This window comes from Candidatus Acididesulfobacter guangdongensis (genome assembly GCA_004195045.1).
Lineage (GTDB): Bacteria > SZUA-79 > SZUA-79 > Acidulodesulfobacterales > Acidulodesulfobacteraceae > Acididesulfobacter > Acididesulfobacter guangdongensis.
The window spans coordinates 420,282-444,760 of record SGBC01000002.1; the positions used below are offsets into that span (position 1 = coordinate 420,282).

General features: G+C 33.2%; 19 protein-coding genes and 1 tRNA gene. 16 read left to right on the plus strand and 4 right to left on the minus strand.

The features are described from left to right. The first annotated feature begins 126 nt into the window (after positions 1-126). The 3 genes from EVJ46_05940 to EVJ46_05950 all read left to right on the plus strand — a co-directional run bounded on the left by EVJ46_05940 (position 127) and on the right by EVJ46_05950 (position 4,388). Positions 127-468, plus strand: a complete 342-nt coding sequence (locus EVJ46_05940; protein ID RZD16549.1) for a hypothetical protein — start codon at positions 127-129, stop codon at positions 466-468. Further along, on the plus strand, positions 422-3,070 hold the full coding sequence (locus tag EVJ46_05945; GenBank protein ID RZD16550.1) for a bifunctional diguanylate cyclase/phosphodiesterase: 2,649 nt from the start codon (positions 422-424) through the stop codon (positions 3,068-3,070). The genes EVJ46_05940 and EVJ46_05945 overlap by 47 nt, the downstream gene beginning before the upstream one ends. Positions 3,071-3,389: 319 nt before the next feature. Continuing rightward, positions 3,390-4,388: a hypothetical protein gene (locus tag EVJ46_05950; GenBank protein RZD16551.1), complete on the plus strand. Its 999-nt coding sequence runs from the start codon at positions 3,390-3,392 to the stop codon at positions 4,386-4,388. Positions 4,389-4,739: 351 nt separating this feature from the next. On the opposite strand, the gene EVJ46_05955 is transcribed toward EVJ46_05950, so the two are convergent. Then, on the minus strand, positions 4,740-7,343 hold the full coding sequence (locus tag EVJ46_05955) for an adenosylcobalamin-dependent ribonucleoside-diphosphate reductase (protein RZD16655.1): 2,604 nt from the start codon (positions 7,341-7,343) through the stop codon (positions 4,740-4,742). Between the two features lie 676 nt (positions 7,344-8,019). On the opposite strand from EVJ46_05955, the gene tolQ reads away from it, so the two are divergent. From tolQ to panC, 9 genes are all read left to right on the plus strand, one after another. Further along, positions 8,020-8,721: a protein TolQ gene (tolQ, locus tag EVJ46_05960; protein RZD16552.1), complete on the plus strand. Its 702-nt coding sequence runs from the start codon at positions 8,020-8,022 to the stop codon at positions 8,719-8,721. A 66-nt stretch (positions 8,722-8,787) separates the two neighbouring features. After that, complete coding sequence (tolR, locus tag EVJ46_05965) at positions 8,788-9,171, plus strand: protein TolR (protein ID RZD16656.1); 384 nt, start codon at positions 8,788-8,790, stop codon at positions 9,169-9,171. 91 nt (positions 9,172-9,262) lie between these two features. Then, entirely contained in the window at positions 9,263-10,102 is an 840-nt protein-coding gene (locus tag EVJ46_05970; protein RZD16553.1) for a TonB family protein, read from the plus strand. Positions 10,103-10,279: 177 nt separating this feature from the next. Then, positions 10,280-11,710: a hypothetical protein gene (locus EVJ46_05975; protein RZD16554.1), complete on the plus strand. Its 1,431-nt coding sequence runs from the start codon at positions 10,280-10,282 to the stop codon at positions 11,708-11,710. Positions 11,711-11,971: 261 nt separating this feature from the next. Continuing rightward, positions 11,972-12,880 carry an outer membrane protein assembly factor BamD gene (gene bamD, locus EVJ46_05980; protein RZD16555.1) on the plus strand — a complete coding sequence of 303 codons (909 nt, stop codon included), beginning with the start codon at positions 11,972-11,974 and terminating at the stop codon, positions 12,878-12,880. Positions 12,881-13,009: 129 nt separating this feature from the next. After that, on the plus strand, positions 13,010-14,059 hold the full coding sequence (tsaD, locus tag EVJ46_05985; protein RZD16556.1) for a tRNA (adenosine(37)-N6)-threonylcarbamoyltransferase complex transferase subunit TsaD: 1,050 nt from the start codon (positions 13,010-13,012) through the stop codon (positions 14,057-14,059). Between the two features lie 141 nt (positions 14,060-14,200). Then, a complete protein-coding gene (gene rsmA, locus EVJ46_05990; GenBank protein RZD16557.1) occupies positions 14,201-15,094 on the plus strand; it encodes a ribosomal RNA small subunit methyltransferase A in 894 nt (297 codons plus the stop codon). 262 nt (positions 15,095-15,356) lie between these two features. Beyond that, complete coding sequence (locus EVJ46_05995; protein ID RZD16558.1) at positions 15,357-16,763, plus strand: hypothetical protein; 1,407 nt, start codon at positions 15,357-15,359, stop codon at positions 16,761-16,763. Between the two features lie 259 nt (positions 16,764-17,022). Beyond that, the gene (gene panC, locus EVJ46_06000) at positions 17,023-17,853 is read left to right on the plus strand and encodes a pantoate--beta-alanine ligase (protein RZD16559.1); all 831 of its coding nucleotides are present in this window, start codon (positions 17,023-17,025) and stop codon (positions 17,851-17,853) included. A gap of 41 nt (positions 17,854-17,894) precedes the next feature. Here panC and glpK read toward each other — a convergent pair whose 3' ends face one another. Continuing rightward, complete coding sequence (glpK, locus tag EVJ46_06005) at positions 17,895-19,376, minus strand: glycerol kinase (GenBank protein ID RZD16560.1); 1,482 nt, start codon at positions 19,374-19,376, stop codon at positions 17,895-17,897. Between the two features lie 337 nt (positions 19,377-19,713). Between glpK and EVJ46_06010 the strand changes: the two genes are divergently transcribed. From EVJ46_06010 to EVJ46_06025, 4 genes are all read left to right on the plus strand, one after another. After that, positions 19,714-21,537 carry a diguanylate cyclase gene (locus tag EVJ46_06010; GenBank protein ID RZD16561.1) on the plus strand — a complete coding sequence of 608 codons (1,824 nt, stop codon included), beginning with the start codon at positions 19,714-19,716 and terminating at the stop codon, positions 21,535-21,537. Positions 21,538-21,659: 122 nt separating this feature from the next. Beyond that, positions 21,660-22,463 (plus strand): hydroxyethylthiazole kinase, encoded by an 804-nt coding sequence (locus tag EVJ46_06015; protein ID RZD16562.1) that lies wholly within the window; start codon positions 21,660-21,662, stop codon positions 22,461-22,463. Between the two features lie 174 nt (positions 22,464-22,637). After that, a complete protein-coding gene (locus tag EVJ46_06020; GenBank protein RZD16563.1) occupies positions 22,638-22,991 on the plus strand; it encodes a hypothetical protein in 354 nt (117 codons plus the stop codon). Positions 22,992-23,021: 30 nt separating this feature from the next. Continuing rightward, positions 23,022-23,390, plus strand: coding sequence for a Fic family protein (locus EVJ46_06025; GenBank protein ID RZD16657.1), 369 nt, complete (start codon positions 23,022-23,024; stop codon positions 23,388-23,390). A 467-nt stretch (positions 23,391-23,857) separates the two neighbouring features. On the opposite strand, the gene EVJ46_06030 is transcribed toward EVJ46_06025, so the two are convergent. Together EVJ46_06030 and EVJ46_06035 are read right to left on the minus strand one after the other, a co-directional pair. After that, positions 23,858-23,926 (minus strand) — tRNA-Leu (locus EVJ46_06030). 128 nt (positions 23,927-24,054) lie between these two features. Further along, entirely contained in the window at positions 24,055-24,474 is a 420-nt protein-coding gene (locus tag EVJ46_06035) for a hypothetical protein (protein ID RZD16564.1), read from the minus strand. Positions 24,475-24,479: the final 5 nt, after the last annotated feature.

The following is a 24,479-nucleotide window of genomic DNA, read 5'->3' on the forward strand; positions in this document are numbered from 1 at the left end:
TATTATCAAATGTTGACCCACAGAATATTCCGCATTTCGGCAGAATTGATACGATGGATATGCAGATAAAAAAATTAGCCATTGCATAAATTAATTAAATTTTACAGTTTATATTATATAAAAAAAATGAATAGCAATAGTGAAGATAGCGGCGCACATAGGGACGGCAATGATAATATCGGTGATGCTGCCGACATTACTAAGGAAAACAAAAAAGCAATTAAGCATGAAGTAATATTGCTTGTCTCGAAATGGTGCGAAGAATGTGTTCCTGCTGACAGAGTCTGGAAAACATTGTTTGATGAAAGGAAGGATTTCACTTATAGACTGATTGATGTTTCAGAACCTGAAGGCAGACGGATATCTATCAGCTTGTATATAAGGAGTGTTCCTTCAACTATTATCGACGGCAAACTTTCATATGTGGGTATTCCTACCAAGGAAGATGCCAATGAATTACTTTCATAAGATAATCAAATTTGCAAGAGATATTATAATTAAACTGTTTAAATTCAAACGGTTGGATAAGTTTATTTTATCTATAGCAATATCTGTTTCTATTCTGATTGCTGCGGCATCTGCCTTGTTATTATCAAATTTCAGCAATAAAATAATTAATACCGGAACAAGGATTACAAGTTCTTATATTGCAGATGAAACATTTAATACTATGTTTCAGGTAATGAAAAGAGGATGGAATGAAAAGCAGGTTGCCGAATTTATAAGAGCGTTAAAAAAATCCTCTGATTCTGAAAAAATGGTAAATGTAAGTATCTTCAGAGGTAAAATTGTTTCTAAGCAGTTCGGTAAAATTTCTCAGCCTGCCGAGAATTCTGTCGTAGCGCAGTCATTTTTAACAGGTTTGCCTGAATATAAAAAAATCAAAGGTTTGTCCGTTTATGCCTATCCGCTAAAAGATAAAGAGCTATGTCTTAAATGTCATACTATGGCTAAGACAGGAGATGTTAACGGCGTCATTGAAGTTTCATTCAATCCTGTTTATTTAACTAAAAAAATCCAATATTATTATTACGCGCTTTTAATACTTATATTTTTGCTGCCTATTATAGGCGGAGCATTTGTGGCTTTTATTTTAAGAAAATCCGTTAAAAAAGGCATAAACAGTATTAATAAAGAAGTTGAAAATATTAATACAGTCAGAGATTTAAAAATGTTAGAGTCTAATCTCTCCGACCTTAAATTTGAAGAGTTTAACAGCGTTTATCAGGGTATTGTAAAACTTTCGTCAAAACTCAGAGATGTTGCTATAGATAAAGACATATTGGAATTTGAAATCAAACTTCTGGAACGTTTTATAATAACTTCTGAAGTGGTAAAAGATTGGAAAGAGCATGTTTTTAATCTGCTGATTGAAATGAACAATATTATTAAAGTTTATAATGTATTTTCAATATTCGTGCAGGATGAAGAGCTCATAGAATTAGAAGTTTTCTGGAAAGGGGAACCTACAGAAAAAACAAAAATAATATTCAACGAAATGGTAAATAAAAATATATACCATGACAGTTTTAGTCCTTTATTGAAAGATATGGAAAATATAATAATAACCCATAATATAGCCGATAAAAAGATTAAACTGCCTGAATTAACCGCTGACGATATTTCAGTTAAAACCAAAAAAATAATACTGAATACGCCTCATATTGGCGGCATTGTAGGGATAGGAGTCCAGTCAGAAGAATCTCTTGACAGTACCAGAGAGTTAGTAATAAATAGTGTTCTGACGACGCTTTTAAATGTCATAGGTTCAATAAAAGCAATTTACAAATATACCAAAGACCTTGAATATTATGCTACGAGAGACGGACTTACGGAACTTTATAATCAGAGAGTCTTCAATGAATTCCTTCATTACGAAGCGGAAAGAGCCAACAGAAATAATTCTATCTTCAGTTTATTGTTTATAGACTTGGATAATTTTAAATTTATCAACGATATGTATGGGCATAATTTTGGAGATACAATGCTTCAGAATGTTGCAGATATTTTAAATAAATTAAAAAGAAGCGGGGATATCCTAGCAAGGTATGGAGGAGACGAGTTTGCGATAATTCTGCCGGGGGCGGGTATAGAGCAGGCTTATATGATAGCCGAAAGAATCAGAGAGAAAATCGGAACTTTGCTTCTAAAATATCCCGATAGCAAAAAAAATATTGGAATAACGTCTTCAATAGGCGTTGCATCATATCCCCAGTCCGCAGCTACAGAAAAAGATATTTTTATGCTTACGGACAATATGATGTATAAAGCGAAGGCTAAAGGCAAAAATCAGGTTTATGTCGCACAGGAAGAAGACATGATTACTGTATATCAGGAAGCTCGTGAAAAGAGCAATATGGTAATAGACGCACTAAATAGAACAGAAGTCATGGTCCCTTATTTTCAACCGATTGTCGGATTAAAAGACAATAAAATTCTTGCCAATGAACTTCTTATGAGAATAAATTATAAAGGGGCAACGCTTTCGGCGGGTGAATTTATAGAAGTGGCTGAGGCAATAGGTGTAGCGCATAAATTAGACCTTTTGTTAATGGAAAAAGCGTTTAAAATGATGAAAGAAAGTGATTTTGACGGGTTTTTATTTGTCAATCTGTCTCCAAAATCATTGATTCTTTCCGAGTTTATTAAAAATGTTAAAGATATCATTTTAAAATATAATATAAATCCCGATAGAATAGTTTTTGAACTTACGGAAAGAGAAACTATTAAGAATATAACGCTGCTTGAAAAGTTTGTTACCAATTTGAAATATGAAGGTTTCAGGTTTGCAGTAGACGATTTCGGTTCCGGTTTCAGTTCATTTCTATATATTAAACATTTTCCGGTTGATTTTATCAAAATTGACGGTGAATTTATAAGAAGCATTATGACAGATAAAATAGACAGGGCTTTTGTAATAAGTTCTGTTTCCATAGCAAAAGAAGTCGGTATAAAAACTATTGCAGAATTTATAGAAAATTATGAAATATTGCAGGAAGTTACAAAATTAGGCGTAGATTACGGACAGGGATTTTTTCTTGCCAAGCCGGCCCCGGAATTAAAATCGTAACACGCAAAAAATAAAACCATAAATAAGAGCTTAAAAATACATCTGCCCTTATAATTATAACCGATAATTATTATCTTATCTAAATATCTAACCTATATTTATCTCTATAACTCCGCATTAGGTATTCAATTATTAACTTATATAAATATCTAAGTATGCAGATATTATATTAATTTAATGTAAATTATTAATTGACTTACATTTTATAATATGATAAAAACTAAATATTATTTTTAAATATTGATTTTAGTTAAAAATAATAATTAGTCATATTAACAATCACATTAACTTAACAAACATTAAAGGAGGAAAGCGCATTATGGGTTTAAAATTATTTAGAAAGTTAATTTTTATTTTTATGCTGAGCGTATTTATTATTTCGTTTAGCAGTATAAAATCTCATGCCGCTACTTACGGGGTTTTTACAAATATTGCGCTAAATGTCGGAGGCAGCTATTCGTCTGTCGTGGGTAAGGTTAAAAATGCCTTAAATAATATCGGCTGGAATGTGGTTTCCGTAAAAAGAATTTCGCTTCCTAAGGGAGATTCTCATATATCTACTGTCGTTGTAGCTAATAATAAATCTTATGACGCATATATGACTGATAACGGTAAAAACCCCGCTGCAGCATTTGGTTTGCCGCTCAGAGTAAGCGTCTATACAACCCCCACGCATGGAACGGTTGTAAGTATGGTCAATCTTCCGGCTCTTGCAAGAACGTTTTCAGGAAATTCATATATTGCTTATGCCGCCAAGATGAACAATAAGATTAAAAGTGCAATTAGGGCAGCGGTGGGAGGTACGGCATCGAACACACAATATGGTCCGATGAGAGCGGGCAGATTTCCGGGCGGCATAGGAGGCGGTTCTTTTCCAGGCAGCGTTGTTGTTGTTCAGAATTATTCGGGAAGCACAAATGCAAATCTTGAAGGTGTTGCCGCTTTAGTTAAGAAGGGAATTCAAATAAACAAAAGCAGGTGGCATTACGCTTATGAAATAAATGATCCATCGTCAGGCTTTATAGAGTTGGGAGTAACAAGAAATTCTACCGAAAGACACAGTATCACAATAGACAGCGGAGCAAGAGCTACAAAAACGTATAAAAATCCTGGTATAGACCACAGTTCTGCTTTTCCTGTTGAAATCTTAGTATATCGTGACGGAAACTATACTAATATCGGCATATTAGGCGAAATGTGGAGGATGAAATATTATTTTGCCGATGCAGGAATGTGGGCATTTATGCAGCATATGGGGATGCCTGGCTCTATTCAGGGTTCGCTGAAAAAATTAATCCTTTACGGAACTGCGTATTAATTAATTTGAAAACAATCATGATTTTATAATTTCCATCCCCCTGGAAGAAAAACCCCTGTTTAATACTCTTAACAGCATATCATGTTATTTGATAGCAAGAGATTAAACAGGGGATTTTATTTATTAACTTTTCTTAAGTCTGCCTCACTGATAGCAGAAAAGGCATGCTTTACTATTCTTTTGCTTAAAGACAGACACAGTTGACAGGAAATAGTGAAGTATATCCGTAGTTGTGTTTACTATCCATAATCAACCAATTACTCATAAGTCTTACGACTCAAGTTCTACATGACGAGGGCTGGTTGATTGGCTTCAGTTCTAAACCGTACCGCTGCTCGCCGCACAGTTGTATCACCCGCAGTCGGAATAGCCGCAGTCTAAGCATACGGTGCAGCCTTCAGCATGTTTAAGATTTGAACCGCCGCAGGACGGACATGCGCCTCTGAATTGAGCATTTAACCCCGATGTTGCGTTAATATTACCTTTTTCGTTATTATAATTGCGATTATTGCCGTTATTTTTATTTATAGTATTAATGTTTAAAGCATTGTCTCGGCAATTTTGTTTTTTCAGGTACGTCATTTCTTTTAAACTTTTTTCAAGAGCCTTGCCTATAGCATCTGCGCAGGAATAAATAATACTTTCTCCAAATCCGTATGGCTGATTGCATCTTATTCCTTTTAGCTGGCTTATAATTTCTTCGGCATCAATTCCTGAGCGCAATGCCATGCTGACCATCCTGCCAATAGATTCCGTCTGACTTTGAGCGCAACCGCCAGATTTGCCTATAGAATTAAAAATTTCAAAAGGCGCTCCGTTTTCGTCTTTATTTACGGTAACGTACAAAGGTCCGCAGCCTGTTACAGTCTTTATCGTCACTCCGTGAATAATATCAGGTCGTTTTCTCGGCTCTATTGGCATACATCTTGATGAATTATCCAATCCGGCGGAATTATTGACCGCGTTGTCGTTGTTGATTGCAATGCTATTTTCGTTTTGTGTTTTTCGTTCTTGCGATTTCGGCGTTGTTAAAACCTGTTCGCGAGAGCCGTCTCTATAAACGGTAATTCCCTTAAGATTGAGTCTATAAGCCTGCATATAAACTTCTTCAATATCTTCTTTGGTAGCATCATGAGGAAAATTAACCGTTTTGCTTACAGCATTATCTGTATATTTCTGAAAAGCCGATTGAGTTAATACATGCCATTTAGGCAAAATATCATGGCTTGTGATAAAAACCGAGTTTAAATATTCAAAAATTTGATATTCTTCTAATTTTTCTCCGTTTTTCTCATATAAGTTTTTTATTTCAGGGTTTATTTTCAAAGGCAATGGATTGTAATGTTTCCAGTTTTGGTATGTATTTTTGTCAAATTTACCCTCTTTTGCTATAAAATTTATTAATTCATCGGAGAAAATGCCCAGTTCTTCAAATTTATCTTTTAAATTTTTATCAATTTCTATTAATGACTGGTTGTCTAAAACATGCCTTTCATAACTTAGCGCAAATAAAGGTTCTATACCGCTTGAAGCCCCGCCTATAATGCTTATGGTGCCTGTCGGCGCGATTGTGGTAGTAGTTGCGTTTCGCATTGCCTTATAGCCGTTTGTTTTCCATACTGAATTTTCGAAATTAGGAAAACTTCCGCGAATTTCTCCAAGCTCTTGAGATTTTTCTTTTGATTCGCTGTTTATAAATTTCATTATTTTTTCAGCTGTTTGCAATGCAATATTGCTGTTATACGGAATATCCAATTTTATAAGGGTGTCCGCATATCCCATTAAGCCTAACCCTATTTTTCTGTTTGACAGTGTAGTTTCTTTTATTTTGTCAAGAGGATAATTATTTTTGTCTATAACATTGTCTAAAAAATGGGTAGCTGTATGAATGGTTTTTCTTAAGGCTTCCCAATCTATTAAACTATCTATAAAATTTGCATAATAATCGGCTGATAAATTAGTTTCGCCGAACCTCGTTCCGGTAGCGTCCATTATTTCTAATCCGCTCATCTTTACGTTTATCGGATGTTTTTTTATGAATTTGCCAATATTTATAGAACCAAGATTACATGATTCGTAAGGAATAAGTGGTTGTTCACCGCAAGGATTTGTAGATTCGATTGGACCGGCGGACGGGACCGGGTTAAATTTATTAATTCTGTCTATAAAAATTATGCCCGGCTCACCGCTTTTCCATGCCAGTTCTATTATTGTATTCAACACTTCTTTTGCGTTGAGGTATTTTACTACTTCTTTGCTTCTCGGATTTATTAGCGGATATTCTTCGTTATTTAGTGCTTTATTTATAAAATCTTCGGTAATTGCAACAGATATATTGAAATTATTAAGTTTTGAAGTATCTTTTTTAGATGTTATAAAATCAATGATATCAGGATGGTCTATGTTAAGAATTCCCATATTGGCGCCTCTTCTGGTACCTCCCTGCTTAACTGCTTCCGTAGCTGCATTAAAAACCTGCATAAACGAAACAGGACCGCTAGATACGCCTTTTGTTGAATGAACGACGTCATTTTTCGGTCGCAATCTTGAAAACGAAAACCCTGTGCCGCCACCGCTCTGATGAATAAGCGCCGTATTTTTTAATGTCTCAAATATTGAACTCATAGAATCTTCTATGGGAAGCACAAAACACGCGGATAACTGCTGAAGGGGTCTGCCGGCGTTCATTAAAGTGGGAGAATTCGGAAGAAATCTCAAATTGGACATTTCATCGTAAAAATCATATTTTAACCTTGCGATATTTTCTTTAGAAGATTTATAGTTGTAATCTGCTTCGGAGATGTTTTCCGCAACCCGCTCGAACATTCCTGAAATATTTTCAATTATAGAACCGTCCGCATTTTTTGCTAAGTAGCGTTTTTTTAGAACCGTCACGGCATTTTCGCTAAAATTTTTTAATAGAGTGTCTTTTTCAATATCCGCCTCAAAATCCATTTTTGAATCTGCAGGTTTTTCAACATTTAAATTCTTCTTACTAATGTCCATTTTCACACCTATGTTTTATGGTTGTAAAATAAATTAAAAATTAAATATAAATTAAACATTCAACAATATATAGAATGATATTCAAACATTCAACAATATATAGTTATTATTTTAAATTGTCAATATATTTTTTACCTACAATAATTATTGTAAATTCGGTAATAATAATTTATAATTAAATTGTGCGGCTTTAAAAGATAAAGAGGCGGTTTCATTTTCTATATTTCGTGAAAAAATATAATAATATATAGTATAGGAAAATTAAAATAAAATAATAAAGTTTAAGAGGGGTGATTTAATTATGCATACGTGGAGATGTGTGGTTTGCGGATATATTTATTATGGCGAAACACCGCCTGACGAATGTCCTGAATGCGGTGTTGACTGTACTCAGTTTGAAATGCTTCCTGACGAAGATGTTCGTGTTTAATTTATTTATAGTTTTTATTTAATGGCTTAATAATTTATTTAATAACAAGTTTAGTAATTAAATATTTACAGTAATTAAATAAAATAATGAATTTAATTAAATGAAATGTTCTGGAACGTTTCTATTCTCAAATAAATAGCGGCAATATTATAAATTCAACGGCAATTCAACAAAATAAAAATTTAATCTACTTTTATGATTCATAGCTTCGGCATTTTAACCCATATTTTAGACGCAAATATAATAGTAAAACTTGTTCTTTTAATTCTTGCTTTTTTCTCTCTGACTTCATGGGCAATTATTTTTTACAAGCTCCGTTATTTAAATAGAGCTAAAAGAGAGAATAAAGAATTTATAGACATTTTTTGGGAATCTAAAAGATTGGACTATGTTATGTCCGCCGCTAAAAATTTGGATTATAGCCCCGTCGCTTCCATGTTTGAATCGGCATATAAAGAATTAGTGAGTCTGAAAAAAATGGCTACGGAAGACAAAGAAAAATCCCTGAGCGAGTACGATACCAAATTAAACGGTTCGCACTTGGTTGAAAGGGCTTTAAAAAAATCGCAGCTTTCTTCAATATCAAAATTAGAATTGACTTTACCTTTTCTTGCTACAACAGGTTCTACTTCGCCGTTTATCGGCTTATTCGGCACTGTCTGGGGTATCATGACATCGTTTGAAAGTATTCAAAAAGCCGGAACGGCTGGACTTGCTGTAGTAGCTCCGGGAATAGCCGATTCGCTTGTTGCTACGGCGGCGGGTCTTTTTGCCGCTATACCGGCCGTCATAGCCTATAATTATTATACTAATAAGGTTAGAGTGCTAGTCAACGAGATGGATGATTTTGCGTATGAATTTATGACAATAGTAGAAAAACAAATTTTAAAAGATTAATTAATCGTGTTTGTTCAAAATAACAATAGAGAAGAAAAAAATAATTTGTCTTCAAACTATAAATTTATGGCTGAAATAAACATCACTCCATTTGTTGACGTGATGCTTGTGCTGCTGGTAATATTTATGGTGACGGCGCCCATGCTTGAGCACGGCATAAAAGTTCATCTTCCTACCGCATCGGCGCGTGCAATAAAGTCTCCTGAAAAAACTATAGTAGTGTCTATAAACAGTTCGCGTGAAGTCTATATTAATGCGCTAAAGGTTAGTCTGCCGACATTATCTTCTAAATTGCGGGCTATTTATAAAAACAGAACCGATAAAGAAATATTTTTAAAAGCCGATTCTTCCATACCTTACGGCGTTGTCATAAGAGTAATGGCTGCCGTAAAAATGGCAGGTATAAGCAAGATTGGCATGGTAACTAAAAATCCTGTGCTAAAACGTTGAAAAAATACGTTAAAATATTAAAATAAATGTCAAATTTTTTTTACAGTTTTAATAATACGGTTATTGGTAATTATTATTATAGCAATGTATAATGCATAATGAAGATAAAGCTAAAGGAATAGGAAAATATTATATTGTATCATTCCTGTTTCATGTACTCCTAATAGGATTGCTGATTTTTATTTCAATAAAATTTAAATCTAAGATTCAATCGTTGGGCTCAAAAGTTGTTGTAAGCGTTGTAAGTGCTGTTCCTGGACCGTTAGCTTCCACAAGAGCTTTAACTCATTCTATAAAGAAAAATACCGTACGCGCAGTTAAAAAGCCTGCAGTCATTCATAATAGGCAGCATAAGGCTATAACAGAGAAAAAAATTGTATCTGTTCCTGTAATCAGTAAAGCAGTTATACCTGTTGCTAAATCAAAATCGTCAATGATTTACCCGAAGAAAGTTGTGCGCCGGCATATAAAACCGCAGCCGTATAAAATTGTTCCTCATAAACCGGTTTATACACCGCCGCAGCAGGTATCATCCAGCGTATATTCGCATTTAAACACAACCATAAAATTAAACAGCGCTTACAGCAAACTGCAAAGTTCTATGATAGCAGGCAATGTTCATAGATTCGGCAGCTATATAAGCAAGATAACAAGCATAATTATTTCAAATTTTAATATTAATTTATCCAAGTATCTGCATTTTAAATCTATAATTGCTTTTAAAATAACTAAAGGCGGTCTGGTTTATGATGTAAGATTAATAAAGTCATCGGGAAGCGGTTTTTTTGACGCTCAGTCCATAGCAGCCGTAAAATCATCTGCCCCTCTGCCGCCTCCGCCGCACGGTTTTATGTCTTACATGAACTCTGAAAATGAAAACAACGGTGTTTTAGCTATTTTTTATCCAAAAGAAATATTAAAGGGTGAATAGTTTACTTAAACTAAATAATATAAACAGCTTGTACAGCATAGCGTAACATAGTATAACTTACTGATGTAAATATAAATTAAGTATCAGCAAATATTATATAAATATAACATTGCGTAATATTACATAACATTATATAAAATTAAATAAATTAATAAAAAATGAGAGGATATACAAAAGATGTTTCAGTCGACAAAAATAAATAATGGCTTAGATGCAGCAAAGATAAAATGTACAATCGGTTTTAATTATCCTAAATTTAAATCCTCTAATCTATTATTTTTTTATCTATTTATTTTTTTAATTGCGATGTTCTGCGGCGTTTTATTTAAACCGTACAATGCCAGTGCAAAGGTTTATATTAACATATATCAGGCAAGTATAAAAAAAATTAGAATTGCGGTGCCTGATTTCAAGAATTTAACAAAATACAAACAGCATTCTTCCTTAGCATCCAAATTAGCTCACGTAGTACGCCACGACCTTTCCGTTATCGGTTATTTTCATATAGTAAATCCGCTGTCTTATCTTGAAAATCCGCAAGATGCCCATCTCAACGCCTCTAAAATAAAATATTCCGACTGGACGGTATTAAATACTGAATATTTAATCAACGGTTCCTATAAAGTTAAGGGCGGCAATATTACTCTTAAAGCTAACCTTATAAGCATATATTCGCAAAAACTTTTGTTTAGCGAGGTTCTAGAAGGCGGTCTTAGCAAAGACAGGTATCTTGCCAATAAATTTGCCGATGCTGTTTTAAAATTTTTAACGGGCAAAAAAGGACCGTTTACTACAAAAGTTTTTTTTGTGGGTGAAAAAAACAACGTGAAGAATATATTTGAGATGGATTTTGGAGGACACAGAGTTAAAAGGATAACAGATAATAACTCTATCAATATATTTCCGTATCCTTCTCCAGACGGAAAAAAAGTAGCCTACATTTCGTTTAAAGACGGAGATCCCGCCGTATTTATAAAAAATTTGATTACAGATAGGGCAATAAAATTAGATTTGCCTGGACCGGCTGATTTTGTAAGCTGGTCGCCTAACGGACAAAAGCTGGCTTTAGCGTTGACCCCAGGTCACTACAATACCCAGATATACACGATTAATGCTGACGGTACCGATTTGAAAAGACTTACAAATACATTTGGAATAAACACGTCGCCGTCATTTTCTCCAAACGGCAACAGAATTGTTTTTGTTTCAAACCGCGGCGGCGGACCTCAGATATATGTAATGAATTCAAACGGTTCCGATGTTCACATGATTTCTTTCAATGGCAGCTATTATAATACCAGCCCTGCATGGTCGCCAAACGGAAAAAAAATAGTTTTTACATCGTTTATCAACGGAGCTCTTCAGGTATGTATTATTGATCCTGACGGGAGTAATGAAAGGCAATTGACGGATACCCCTTACGGATGTCATCATCCTTCGTGGACAAGGGATTCGAGGATTATATCTTTCGATACCGAATTTGGAGGCAGAGAAGAAATATATTTAATGGACACCACGGCAAGCGGAATTATGCTTCTGATGCCGCATATTTTTCCGGAGATGCAAAATTATTATAATCCGGCTTGGACGCTTAAATCAACTTATTAAAATTTTAAAGTTTAGAGCTATTAATAAATTAAAATATATTTGCAGTAAAAACATACATACAGAGAGATTAGCAAAAAGATTATTAGAGAGATTAACTGGAGGGATTTTATAGATAAAAGTAGATATGTGAAGTATATGCCAAATTTTTCTCATTTATAGTTGATAAATTTTCATAATACATATAAAATAAAGATAAAAATTTTATTTCTATAAAATTTATTTACAAAGACAAATTAAAAATAAAATCAGAGGATTGATATTATGCCGATAATAATAAAAGAAAAAGATGCCGTTAATAAAAAACATATTCTTCATTATTTTAAAATTGCTTCTTTATTATCTTTATGTATTTTTACGTTTTCTTTTTTATTATCGGGATGCGCTCAAATGGAGCCGGATACGATACATCATCTTAAAATTCAAGTGCGTAATTTAAACAGAAAGGTTGCCAATTTATCGCAAAATTCAACAGATTCAGAGCAGGCTCTTCATCAAACCCAGGTAAATGTCGCTAATCAGGGCGCAAAAATTGCAAGTGTAAAATCTAATCTCAGTTCATTATACGGGAAATATGAAATTATTTCGCATGATATGAAATTGCTTCAAACGGAATTTAGAAATTATAGAATATTGGTAAATAAAGAATTAATAAAGTTGCTAAAGAAAGAAAAGTTTAAATCTTCCGCTATATCAAAACAAAAAATAACATCTAAAGTTACCCCTAAAATTGTAATTAGTAAAGTCAAACCGGTGATAGTACCCAAAATTTCTATAAAACAGCTTGCGCTCAGAAAAGAACTGAAAGAATACGGTAGGGCTAAATCGTATTATAATAAAGGTTTGTATAAAAAGGCATTAGTTTTATTTAAAAAATATCTTAATAAATATCCTCAATCTCCAAAGGCGGGCGATGCAAATTATTACAAATCCGTTTCTAATTTTAAATTAAAAAATTATCCGGTTTCTATTCTTGAATTTCACAAATTTACAAGACTTTATCCAAAAAACAAACATGTAGCTATGGCAATATATCTGCAGGGAGTAGGCTTTTCCAAATTATCCGATCCTTCAGATGCCATTATTTTGTTCAAGCAGGTTATAGCCGATTACAGTTCCAGCAAGGCGGCAGCGTTAGCTAAATCGGCGTTAGAAAAATTAGCGAAACAATGATATTGAAGCTCTGGCTGCCGTGCCGTACCGTAAGGTTTCTTAGTTAAAATAATATAAAATATATAAAATAATATAAAATAATTACAGTACGGATATAAACTTATACGTACAGGTAGAAAAAAGAAAATAATGCCGCAACATGAACATATGAATAGTCAACCTATTTTTAATCTTGCTATAGAATCAAGCTGCGATGATTTTTCTTGTTCAATTCTTAAAAAAGATAATTTAAAAATCAGCATAATTTCAAATGTGGTGTATTCTCAAGATTTCATACACGGAATTTACGGGGGAGTAGTTCCGGAATTAGCCTCCAGAAATCATATAAAAAGTGCTATTCCGGCTGTCAATGCTGCATTGTTGAAAGCAGATATGAAATTAAAAGATATAAATATGCTATCTGTTACTTCAGGTCCGGGTCTTGCCGGTTCTTTGCTTGTCGGTATTATGACAGCCAAAACATTAAGCTATGCGCTTAAAGTTCCCATAACCGCTGTAAATCATATTGAGGGTCATATTTTCAGCCCTTTTTTACAAAGGGAAGAATTTTTTCCTTTTATCGCTCTTGTTATATCAGGAGGACATTCGCATATTTATATCGTGAAATCTCACGAAGATATAAAATTAGTCGGTAAAACGAGAGATGACGCATGCGGAGAAGCATTTGACAAAATATCCAATTTTTTAAATTACGGATACCCCGGCGGTAAAATTATTGACACATTAGCTGAAAAAGGAAGTATTGATGCTTTTAATTTTTCTATGCCCATGGAACATTCCGGCAGTTTTGATTTAAGTTTTAGCGGATTAAAAACACAGGTGATATCAGAAATCAATAAATTGGGCGGACCAAAGCAATTGCAGGAAGTGACGGTTTTTAATATCTTTGCATGCCTCAGGGAGACTATAGCAAAAATTTTATATAAAAAGGTTTTGGCAGTGTGCGATTATACAGGAATAAAAGATGTTTCTATTTCCGGCGGCGTATCGGCAAATTCCAGAATAAGAAGTATCTTTCTTGAAAGTTCTAAATTAAACGCTTTCTTCCCGGAGCCTGCATACAGTACGGATAACGCTGCTATGATAGGATATATGGGGTTTTTTAAAAAAAATATTGACCCAAGCAGGAATAAAAAAATATTTTATAGTTTAAACGCGGAACCTGCATGGGAATTATAGAAATTTTATTGCTTAATCTGCATTATATATTTTAATATGCTGGCATGTCAGTATGTTAGTATATCGGTTTCTATTTTATAACAATATTTACTAATTGTAAGTTAATATTTGTCTTTCTATATATTATAATCTATACATAATATGCCTATCAAAACTAAAGTAAAATTTGGTCAAAATTTTTTGATAAATAAAGCAATTGCTGAAAAGATAGTAGAGTCCTGCAATTTTACGGAAGACGACAATGTTGTTGAGATAGGACCGGGAGAAGGCGTTTTAACCGATTTGATAGTAGACAAAGTTAAAACCTTGACTATTATTGAAATAGACCCTTTTTACCTGTCTTATGTCGAGGGAAAACTATATTCGAATAACCAAAATTCTAATAGACAAACCGAGGATAAACAAAAAAACAAATGCGATTTAAAATTTTTTAATATAGATGCATTAAAATTTGATTTTATTGAATATTCTAAAAGTATAAATTCAAAATTAAGGTTAATTTCAAATCTTCCTTATGAAATATCAAGCCCTATAATGGAAAAATTTAACAAAGAAAAAGATGCTTTCAAAGATTTTACATTAATGTTTCAAAAAGAATTTGCAGGAAGACTTCTTGCTAAAAACGATGAATCAGCCAGAAGCGCTTTTAGCGTAATAGTGGAAGCAAATTTTGAAACTGAATTATTATTTGATGTTTTTAAAGAAAATTTCCGTCCAATGCCAAAAATTGATTCATCCGTGATGAAAATGACTCCGCTTGATTTAAATAAATTTGAAGATTTAAAATATTCGGAAGATATAAAATGGGCTGCGTCTTCCCCATATTTCAGCTATTTAGTCCATCAGCTTTTTAAATTAAGAAGAAAAAAATTGAGAAATTCAATATATGCTTCTTTTCAGGGCATACCGCCGGATGTGAAGGCAAAAATGTATGAAGATTCAAATATAGACTTAGATAAAAGACCGCAATCGTTAACGTTGGAAGAATTTATTAAAATAGCTATAAAATACAGAGACTACCTCGGATTGGAATAATATACGGTACATAATATACTTACCGAATGCATATTTTTCATAATAATTTCCGATAACGCTGCTGTAATAATTTACATACAGAAAAGCAGCGGCTGTATTGTTCATACTAATTTTGGACAAAGAGGAGTTGATATGATAATATTATTATATTAACACAATGATATGTAACTAAGATAAATATAGTTATGAACATGGGTGTAACCTTAATTCTGCAATAGAAAATATTTATGTATTTCTTTGCTCTGCTAAGTAAAACCGGTGAATGATGACAAAAATAAATTCAAAATTTATTTTAATTAATTCTGAAACGTTGCCGTTGTTTAAAAATGCAGAACTGTTTATAGACGAAAGTACCGGAAAAATTAACTCGGTGCAGGAATCGCCATACAGGGAAAAAAATGCGGTTAATTTTGAAAAAGATAAAAATTATTCGACGCTGATTATTCCCGGATTATTAAACGCCCACATTCATACGGAACTTACTATGGAAGCGGACGGCAGCACTCCGCATATATTTTCGGAATGGGTTATTTCGCTGATTAAAATGCGTATGAATCTTTCGGCCCAAGAAACGGCAGCCATACGCAAAAGAGCGTATGAAATTTCGATAAAGTCAGGGATAACTGCAATAGGTGATATTGTACCGCTTGAGCAGTTTGAAGAATATATTGTAAAAAAATTTAATATTGAACATCCAAGAATAAAGTCTTATATTGAAATAATCGGATTAGACCCTTCGCTGGCGGATATAAAAATAAAAGAATTGGAAAAAACGCTGAATTATTGCTATAAATATTGCAGCAATAATGAAAAAAGTAAGCCCCGCGAGTTTTGTGCATCTGACGTTTATGACAAGAATAATGATGATTTTCAGCGCAGGGAACATATCTCGGAAGAAACTTTTATGCCCGGTCTTTCACCGCATTCCGTATATTCTGTTTCCAAAGAACTTTTTCAAAAATTATCGGAAAAAAATAAAAAATGGAAATTAGATATTGCAATTCATACATCTGAACATAAATCAGAGATTTCGTTTTTGAAAGAAGGCAGGGGGGATATAGCCGAAAATTTATTAAATGCCCTGCAGTTAGGAGCATTCAGCAATCCTTCTAAAACTTACGGAACGGTGAAATATTCAACGCCGGTGGATTACTTAAATTCTATGGAGATGCTGTCTTCAAAAACAGCATTGATCCATGCCAACGAAATAAACGAGCATGATATTCGACTGATAAAAGATTCAAGATCATCGATAGTTCATTGTCCGAGGAGCAACGATTTTTTTAATTCGTCAAGACTGCCGCTGAGAAAATTATTAGATAACAGTATAAATGTCGGATTAGGAACAGACAGTTTATATTCCAACAGTTCTATAAGTATTTTAGATGAGCTGAAATATGCAAGAAAAATACATAATGAAGAAAATAATCATTCTGTTTCATCGAAAGAGCTATTTAAAATGGCAACGGTTAATAATGCAGCTATACTGAATATTCCGCATCTGACCGGAACGTTAGAAACAGATTCTTATGCAGATTTTATAATATTTAAAATTCCGAAAGATTTGAAATTAACCGAGGACAATGTTTTTGATAAAATTATAGATTTCGAAGAAAAAGATATATTAAAAGTTTTTATAGGCGGCAAAGAGGTGTACAGAAATGTATGAGTGTATGAGTGTATAGTGTTTGAGTATATAGTATATAAGCATATAAATATGCAAATAAAAAATAAAAATGAAAAATCAAAAATTAAAATTAAAATGAAGATAAATTAGTCAAAAGATTAAATATATATAATATATATAAAGATTAATTATATTTGATAAAAAAATTTCACATAAATTACATAAAAATTAATATACACGGAACATAATCGACATAAAAATTAATATACATAAAAATGAGAGTTGTTAAAAGATAAACATAATGGAAATAATAACCTGTATAAAAGATGCTAAAGAACTGAGTAAAAAATTTAAAACAGCCGGTCAAACAATATCCTTAGTCCCGACTATGGGAAAACTGCACGAAGGACATCTCAGTATCGTTAAAAATGCATTAAAATATGGAAAAGTTTTTGTTTCGATTTACGTAAATCCTTTGCAATTCGGACCGTCGGAAGATTTTAACAATTATCCGCGCGACATAGAAGGGGATATAGAAAAATTACGCCGGCTGAATGTAGATTGCGTGTATCTGCCTGATGACACGATAACGAAAAATAATAAAACTTTTATAATAGATGATTTTTTTTCTAACAAATTGTGCGGTTTATATAGACCTGGTCATTTTCAAGGCGTTTTAACGATTGTTATGAAACTTTTGTTAATAGTTCAGCCTGACTTTGCTTTTTTTGGTTTAAAAGATTATCAGCAGTATATACTCATTAAAAAAATGGCTGAAGATTTCTTTATGGACGTGAAAATTATGCCTGTTCCTATTATGAGAGAGAAGTGCGGTCTGGCTATGAGCTCAAGAAATTCCTATTTTAACAGCGCGGATAAAGAAAGCGCTTGTAATCTCTATAAGGTATTAAATAATATGAGGCTGCTTTTTAAAAAAGGCGAAACATCGGTCGAAAATTTAAAACATCTTGCTATAAAAGAATTAATAGATAAAAATTTTACCGTAGAATATGTTGAAATTATGGATAAAGGATTAATAGGCAGAAAAACAACGGCTGAGACGGGCGACATCATTTTATCTGCAGTGAAATTTTCAGGTGTGAGGCTGATAGATAATATTTTTCTTGAATAAGAAAAATAAAAAAAGGGAGGGGGGGATGGAAAGGGATTAGTTCAATCCGCAAGATTTAACGCCGCGGAAATTGCCTGTTTCCATTTACCGTATAACATATTTCTTGTATTTTCGTCCATCTGCGGTTTGAATATCTTTTTTATTCTATAAATTTTTGAATATTCTTCTGCTGACCATAATCCTGAATGTATGCCGGAAAAACCTGCTATGCCGAATGCGGTCATTTCAGAAACGGCGGTGCGTTCGACCGGTATTCCCAGAATATCGGATTGAAACTGCATCAGAAAATCATTCTCGCTTGCTTTCCCGTCCACTCTCAATTTGTAGGGCATGTTAAATAATTCGTTGATAACATCTTTTGTAGAATACGCCAGAGATTCCAGCGCTGCCCTGACGATATTTTCCTTGGTGGTTTTTCCGGTTATACCCGTTATTATGCCTCTCGCTTTGCTGTTCCAGTATGGAGCACCGAGCCCTGAAAGAGCCGGTATAAAATAAACTCCGTCGTTATCCGATAATTTTTTAGCAATATTTGCCGTTTCGGAATATGATTTTATGATTTTCAGACTATTTTTAACCCAGCCGATTAATGCTCCTCCGGTAAATATGCTTCCTTCAAGAGCGTAATAAGCTTCGCTTTCAATAGTCCATGCGACCGTAGAGAGCAATTTATCTGATTTGAAAGGGTGTTTTCCCGATTGAGCCATGACGAACAGACCTGTCCCGTAAGTGTTTTTTATAATTCCGCCGTCAAAAGACGTATGCGCAAAGAGCGATGCTTGCTGGTCGCCAAGAACGCCGATTATCGGTATTTTTTTATTATAATTATTTTTTAAATATATCTGATTAAGAAATCCGAAATGTGAATTGCTGCTTTTAACTTCAGGCAGTATATTCGCCGGTATTTTAAAGATATCCGCCAGTTCGAGATCGTATTGCAGCGTGTTTATATTATACAGCAGTGTTCTTGAGGCATTTGACGTGTCCGTGAAATGATTTTTTTCTTCTGTTAAATTCCATAAAAGCCATGAGTCAACCGTTCCGAATAAAATATCGCCTTTTAAAATAGATTCCTTAACGCCTGATATATTATCTATAATCCATTTTATTTTTGTAGCGGAAAAATAAGGGTCTAAAAATAAACCGGTTTTTTCCTTAATAATCTCCGCATAATTTTTGAAATCTGCACAAATCTTTTCAGTTCTGCGGCATTGCCAGACAATAGCGTTGTAAACCGGTTTTCCGGTTTTTTTATTCCATAGGATTGAAGTTTCTCTCTGATTTGTTATTCCGAGCGATAAAATATCATAATTATTGTTTTTACAGAAATATACCGCCTCCTGCAGCGATTTCAAGGCAGAATTTAAAATGTCGAAAGGATTCTGTTCAACCCATGCCGGAGCAGGGAAAATCTGAGGGAATTCATGGTAAAAATTTGCAAGAATTCTACCTCTGCCATCAAAAATTATACTTCTGTTTCCGGTAGTTCCGGAATCAAGAGCAATCACGCATTGCTGTGTCATCGTAAAGCGCCGTATTAAAAGTAATTATAGTTATATATGATTATAAACTATATATCTAAATTATATGTTTTATATATAATTATATTTATATTACGGCAATATTGTATCAAAATTTTTTTAAAAGAAGAATATAAATTTTACTCATAATTATGACGTAATAATTTCTTTTTTGGAGAAAAGGAAATATATTATATAAACCTCAAACGCATATAATGCACTTTAGCAAATAGAAATTAATACTGGACAGTTATTTGTATTTGAGTATTTTATTATTGTATGCTATAATATAGTACACGTCATAGTCATTACCCGTACCAGATAAATAACCGACTAAAAAATGCCGCCTGAAATTATTATTAATGCAGAATCGAGATTGAAAATATTTTTCGATAAGCTTCCTGTTCCTCTGCTCATCATTGACGTTGAGACAGGTCTTATAATGGACGCCAATGAAAAAGCTGAAATATTTTACGGTTACGCTAAAGACGAATTTCAGCGTATGACTATTGCTGCAATAAATCCTTTTATTCCGGCAGACGATTTAGCGGCTTTCAGAGCTAAGGCATTAAGCGAAGGCTATAATCAGGCTATTTTTAAACATAAACGTAAAGACGGAAGCATAAAAAATGTAGAAGCAAACATCTCTTTAATTTTATACAATAACAAGCATTATATACTGTCGGTCATAACGGATATAACCGAAAGAGTGCAAGCGCAGGAACGCGCAAGACGATTGTATGATTTTAATGCGGCTTTAGCTAAAATAAATGAATTTGTGGCGGACAGCAAAGATGAGAACGAGATGTTTAAGTCTATCTGTGAAAGCGCCGTTAAATTAGGAAATCTTAAACTTGCATATATTGCAAAACCTGATGAAAGCGGAAGACTGCAATTTCCGGCTTCTGCCGGCGAAACAGGGTATCTCGATGATGTCTTTATTTCCGTTAATCCGGATATTCCGGAAGGTCAAGGAACGTCCGGCAAAACATGGCGAAAACAAAAATCATACTACATTCAGTCTTTTGCGTCGGCTTCGTTCCTGTCACTTTGGAAAGAACGGGCAGAGCGTTTCGGTATAAAATCAACTGCTAATCTGCCCATTTTCAGAAATGGCGAGATATGGGCGCTGTTCGGGATATATCATAATGAGGAGAACATTTTTGACGACGACCTGAAGATATTGCTTGAAGAAACCGCTAAAAATATATCCAGAGGTCTTGGCAGAATAGATGCTTATAAGAATGAATTAAAACTAAGAAATGCATTAGAACAGGAACGCGATCTCTTCAAAATTTTAATAGAAAATATTCATTCAGGTATTGCACTGTATAATCAGGAAAAATTTATCTATGTAAATTCGGCTATCCTTGATTTATTTCATTATAGTAAAGAAAAATTTTTAAATTTAAACGTTAATGATTTTTTCAGGATTAAAGAAGACAATCTCTATTATTCAAACACCCCGATATTTAAGCCGTATTTTAATAAAGAATTTTCCTCAAGATTTATATATCAATATCTTGACGGAGGTAAAATACACTACATAGACCTGTTTAGAACAGCGATAACTTATAATAACGAACAGACAGGTCTTGCGATATTTGCCGACGTTACCGACCAGATATTAAAAGAACAGCATATTTTAATTGAAAGAGAAGAGTACAAAGAGCTTTCAGAAATCGATGCTTTAACCGGTATTAATAACCGCCGCTCTTTCGATAATAAACTTGCGGAGCTGCTTAACGCGGCTCTAAGGTATAATAGGCCTTTATCGCTTATTATGTTCGATATTGACCATTTTAAAAATATAAACGACACATACGGTCATGAAACCGGAGATTTTATATTAAAGGAACTTTCAGCTTTAGTAAAAGAAAACTTGAGGTCGGCAGATTTTTTCGCCCGTTACGGCGGGGAAGAATTTATGATAATATCACCTGAAACATTTATATCTACTGCAAAAGAACTTACTGAAAGATTAAGACTTAAAATAGAAAAGCATAATTTTAATATAGGCGATTCCATTACCTGCAGTTTCGGAATAACCGATATTGAACAGAACGATACATCAAAAAGCATTGTTTATAGAGTTGATGCGGCTTTATACAATGCAAAAGAAACAGGGAGAAATAAGGTTTGCATAGATGATGTATCATGCTAAAATATAATAAATATATTTAGGTAAATAAGTTTTATTTAAAAATTATAACCCTGCAACTATAAATTACCGTACGTAATTAATATATATATATTTTTTTTATTAACTTGTTAAACTAAAAAGCTATGATAACCATTAATGATTTATCTAAAAATTTAGAACTGTTAAAGAAACAAAATCCGTTAGTTCATAATATAACCAACGTGGTCGTCACTAACGTAACAGCCAACGCTTTGCTTGCGATAGGAGCAAGTCCTATTATGGCTTATGCTAAGGAAGAGATAGAAGACATAGTTTCAATATCTAATTCTTTAGTCCTGAATATAGGGACTCTCACCAAAGATTTAATAGATGTGATGCTTTTTGCCGGAAACTGCGCCAACAAAAAAGGGATTCCTGTAATATTCGATCCTGTGGGAGCCGGAGCAAGCTGTTTAAGAAACGATGCCTCTAAAGAAATAATGGCAAATGTAAAACTTTCTATTATTAGAGGAAATGAATCGGAGATAGCCAACTTATCGGGTATAAAACTTAAAACTAAAGGAGTAGATTCTTCAGGTCATGTAGAAGATAAAAAAACTTTAGCTAAAGAACTTTCTTTAAAAACTTCTTCTGTAATATGTGTAAGCGGAAAAGAAGATGTAATATCTGACGGTTTTATTGTATATTCGGTTAAAAACGGGGATGTATTACTAACTAAGATGACGGGAGCTGGCTGCATATCGTCTTCAGTTATGGGAGCATTTGCTTCAATAGATAATAATTATCTCAAAGCGAGTCTGACCGGAGCTGTGCTCGTAGGAATATGCGGAGAACGCGCCGCATTAAAATCAATATTGTCGGGCTCTTTTCAATTAGAGTTTTTTAATAACCTTTCCGCATTTGATTCTAATATGCTATTAAAGTATGCAAGAATTGAAGAAATTTAAGTTGGATATAAAAATATAGTTAAAAAATAATAAAAATTAAGTTCCGAATCTTTTTCCGTGCTTGTTTTGAATTTTTTTAAGCGTATCTATTATCTGACATCCGGCTTTGATTTAATTTTTTTTCATAGATGTATTTTTTATTCCTATTATTTTTGAAACTGAGGAGATTTTATCATGGCTGACCTATTTGATGAGTTAAAAAATATAGATGATATTTCAATATACGGACAAAATATAGATAAATATTTTAAACCTGATAAAAATTTATCTTTTTTTATAGCTAAAAAAGAAAAGGTCGAATATGTTTACAATGTAGTTTATCTTGAAGGAAATCCGATGACCTACCCTGAAATTGAAACTCTGCTTGAAGGAATAACAGTAGGCGGACATAGAATAAGCGATGAAATGCAGGTTTTAAACCAGAATAAATCGGTTGAATACCTATTTCACATAGTAAAAAATAACGAGTTTGAACTTGACAAAGAAACATTTTGTAAATTTAACGGCATGGTATCTTTTGAAGAATAGCTTGCATGGGGACAGTTTAGAACAGGGAATATAAGAATAGGCGGGACTGAATATATCCCGTCGCAAGCCGAAGAATTAAACGAAATTTTTACTAACGGCATTGAAAAAATAAAGCAGATAAAGAATCCCGTAATAAGATCATTCATTTTTTTCGGATTCGGATGCAGGAACCAATTTTTCTGGGACGGGAATAAAAGGACATCGAGGCTTATGACAAACGGCATTTTGCTTTCCAACGGTTATTTTATGCTTAATATTAAAAGCAAAGATAAAAAAAAATTCAATGATACCATGCTCTATTTTTATAATACCGGTGATTATAAAAAACTCGTCGGTTTTTTCACCGATTATTACATAGAACAAAACTTAATCTACACTAACAAATATCAAAATTCATAACGAACAAGACGTCTTTACCTTACATTAAAATAATATAATAAATATAAATGTATTTTATATATAAAACATAAATTAAAAGGAGTTTTTATTATTTTTCTTATTAGCTAATAAGAAAAAATTTTAACAGATTTTTATAATTATTGTAATGCGGAAGTTCAATTTTAAAAAAGCTGTCTGAATTTATGGGTTTATTATATTTTTAATTTTTTATTATAAAAAGTTAAAAAATCTTTGGTATTTCCCGTGATAAAAAAATCTATATTGTGATAAATAGCAGATGATAAAATTATCCTATCATTCTTCGGAAGGGATTCTAAATGCTGATAATAAATATCTATGTCTTCAAGTATATTAACTTTGTTTAAAAGTTCGTTTAAAAAATCTAATTTTTCCGGCTTTTTTATCTTTATATTATGAATAGATTCATTAAGGTTTACTCTGAAGTGCTTATTTACTGAGGTTTTTAATGGTTGCGGGAGCAGGATTTGAACCTGCGACCTTTGGGTTATGAGCCCAAAATAGCAGTTTACAAAGCTTTCATTGATAAAGATTTACAGGCTATTAACTTTTTACTGTAGGGGTTTTTGCAGTATTACCGTCTAAATTATTCTGATATATTTTTTTAGTTATAGCGTCCATTAAATTATAATGGATTATTTCTTTATCATTTAACGAATTCATTTTGCCACCTTAAAAGCACATCTTTCTCGTCCGTTTGAGCATGTGTGAGCATAATCTTAAAATATTTCATAAATTCTGCTACGTCTTCGTCTTCCAATAAATAATCATTAAAAATAACATGGTCGGGATAACGTTTAAGGACAAATATATTATGATATAGCATATCGGCTATAGCCCGTGCAGGAGACGCACACTTAATATTCTTAATATTACTGCCTAAAGATTTAGAAAAATCGCCGGAAGAAACTAATCTGGCATTGCCGAATAGTCCTGTAGTATCCGCATAATCGACGCCGCTTATCGGCCAATTACCCGTTCTAATATTATCTAAAATATGCCAGTCTGCGCCGGTAATATTTAAAGCGCCAAATCCGGTTATGTATTTTATATTTTCTTTTTCCATAATCC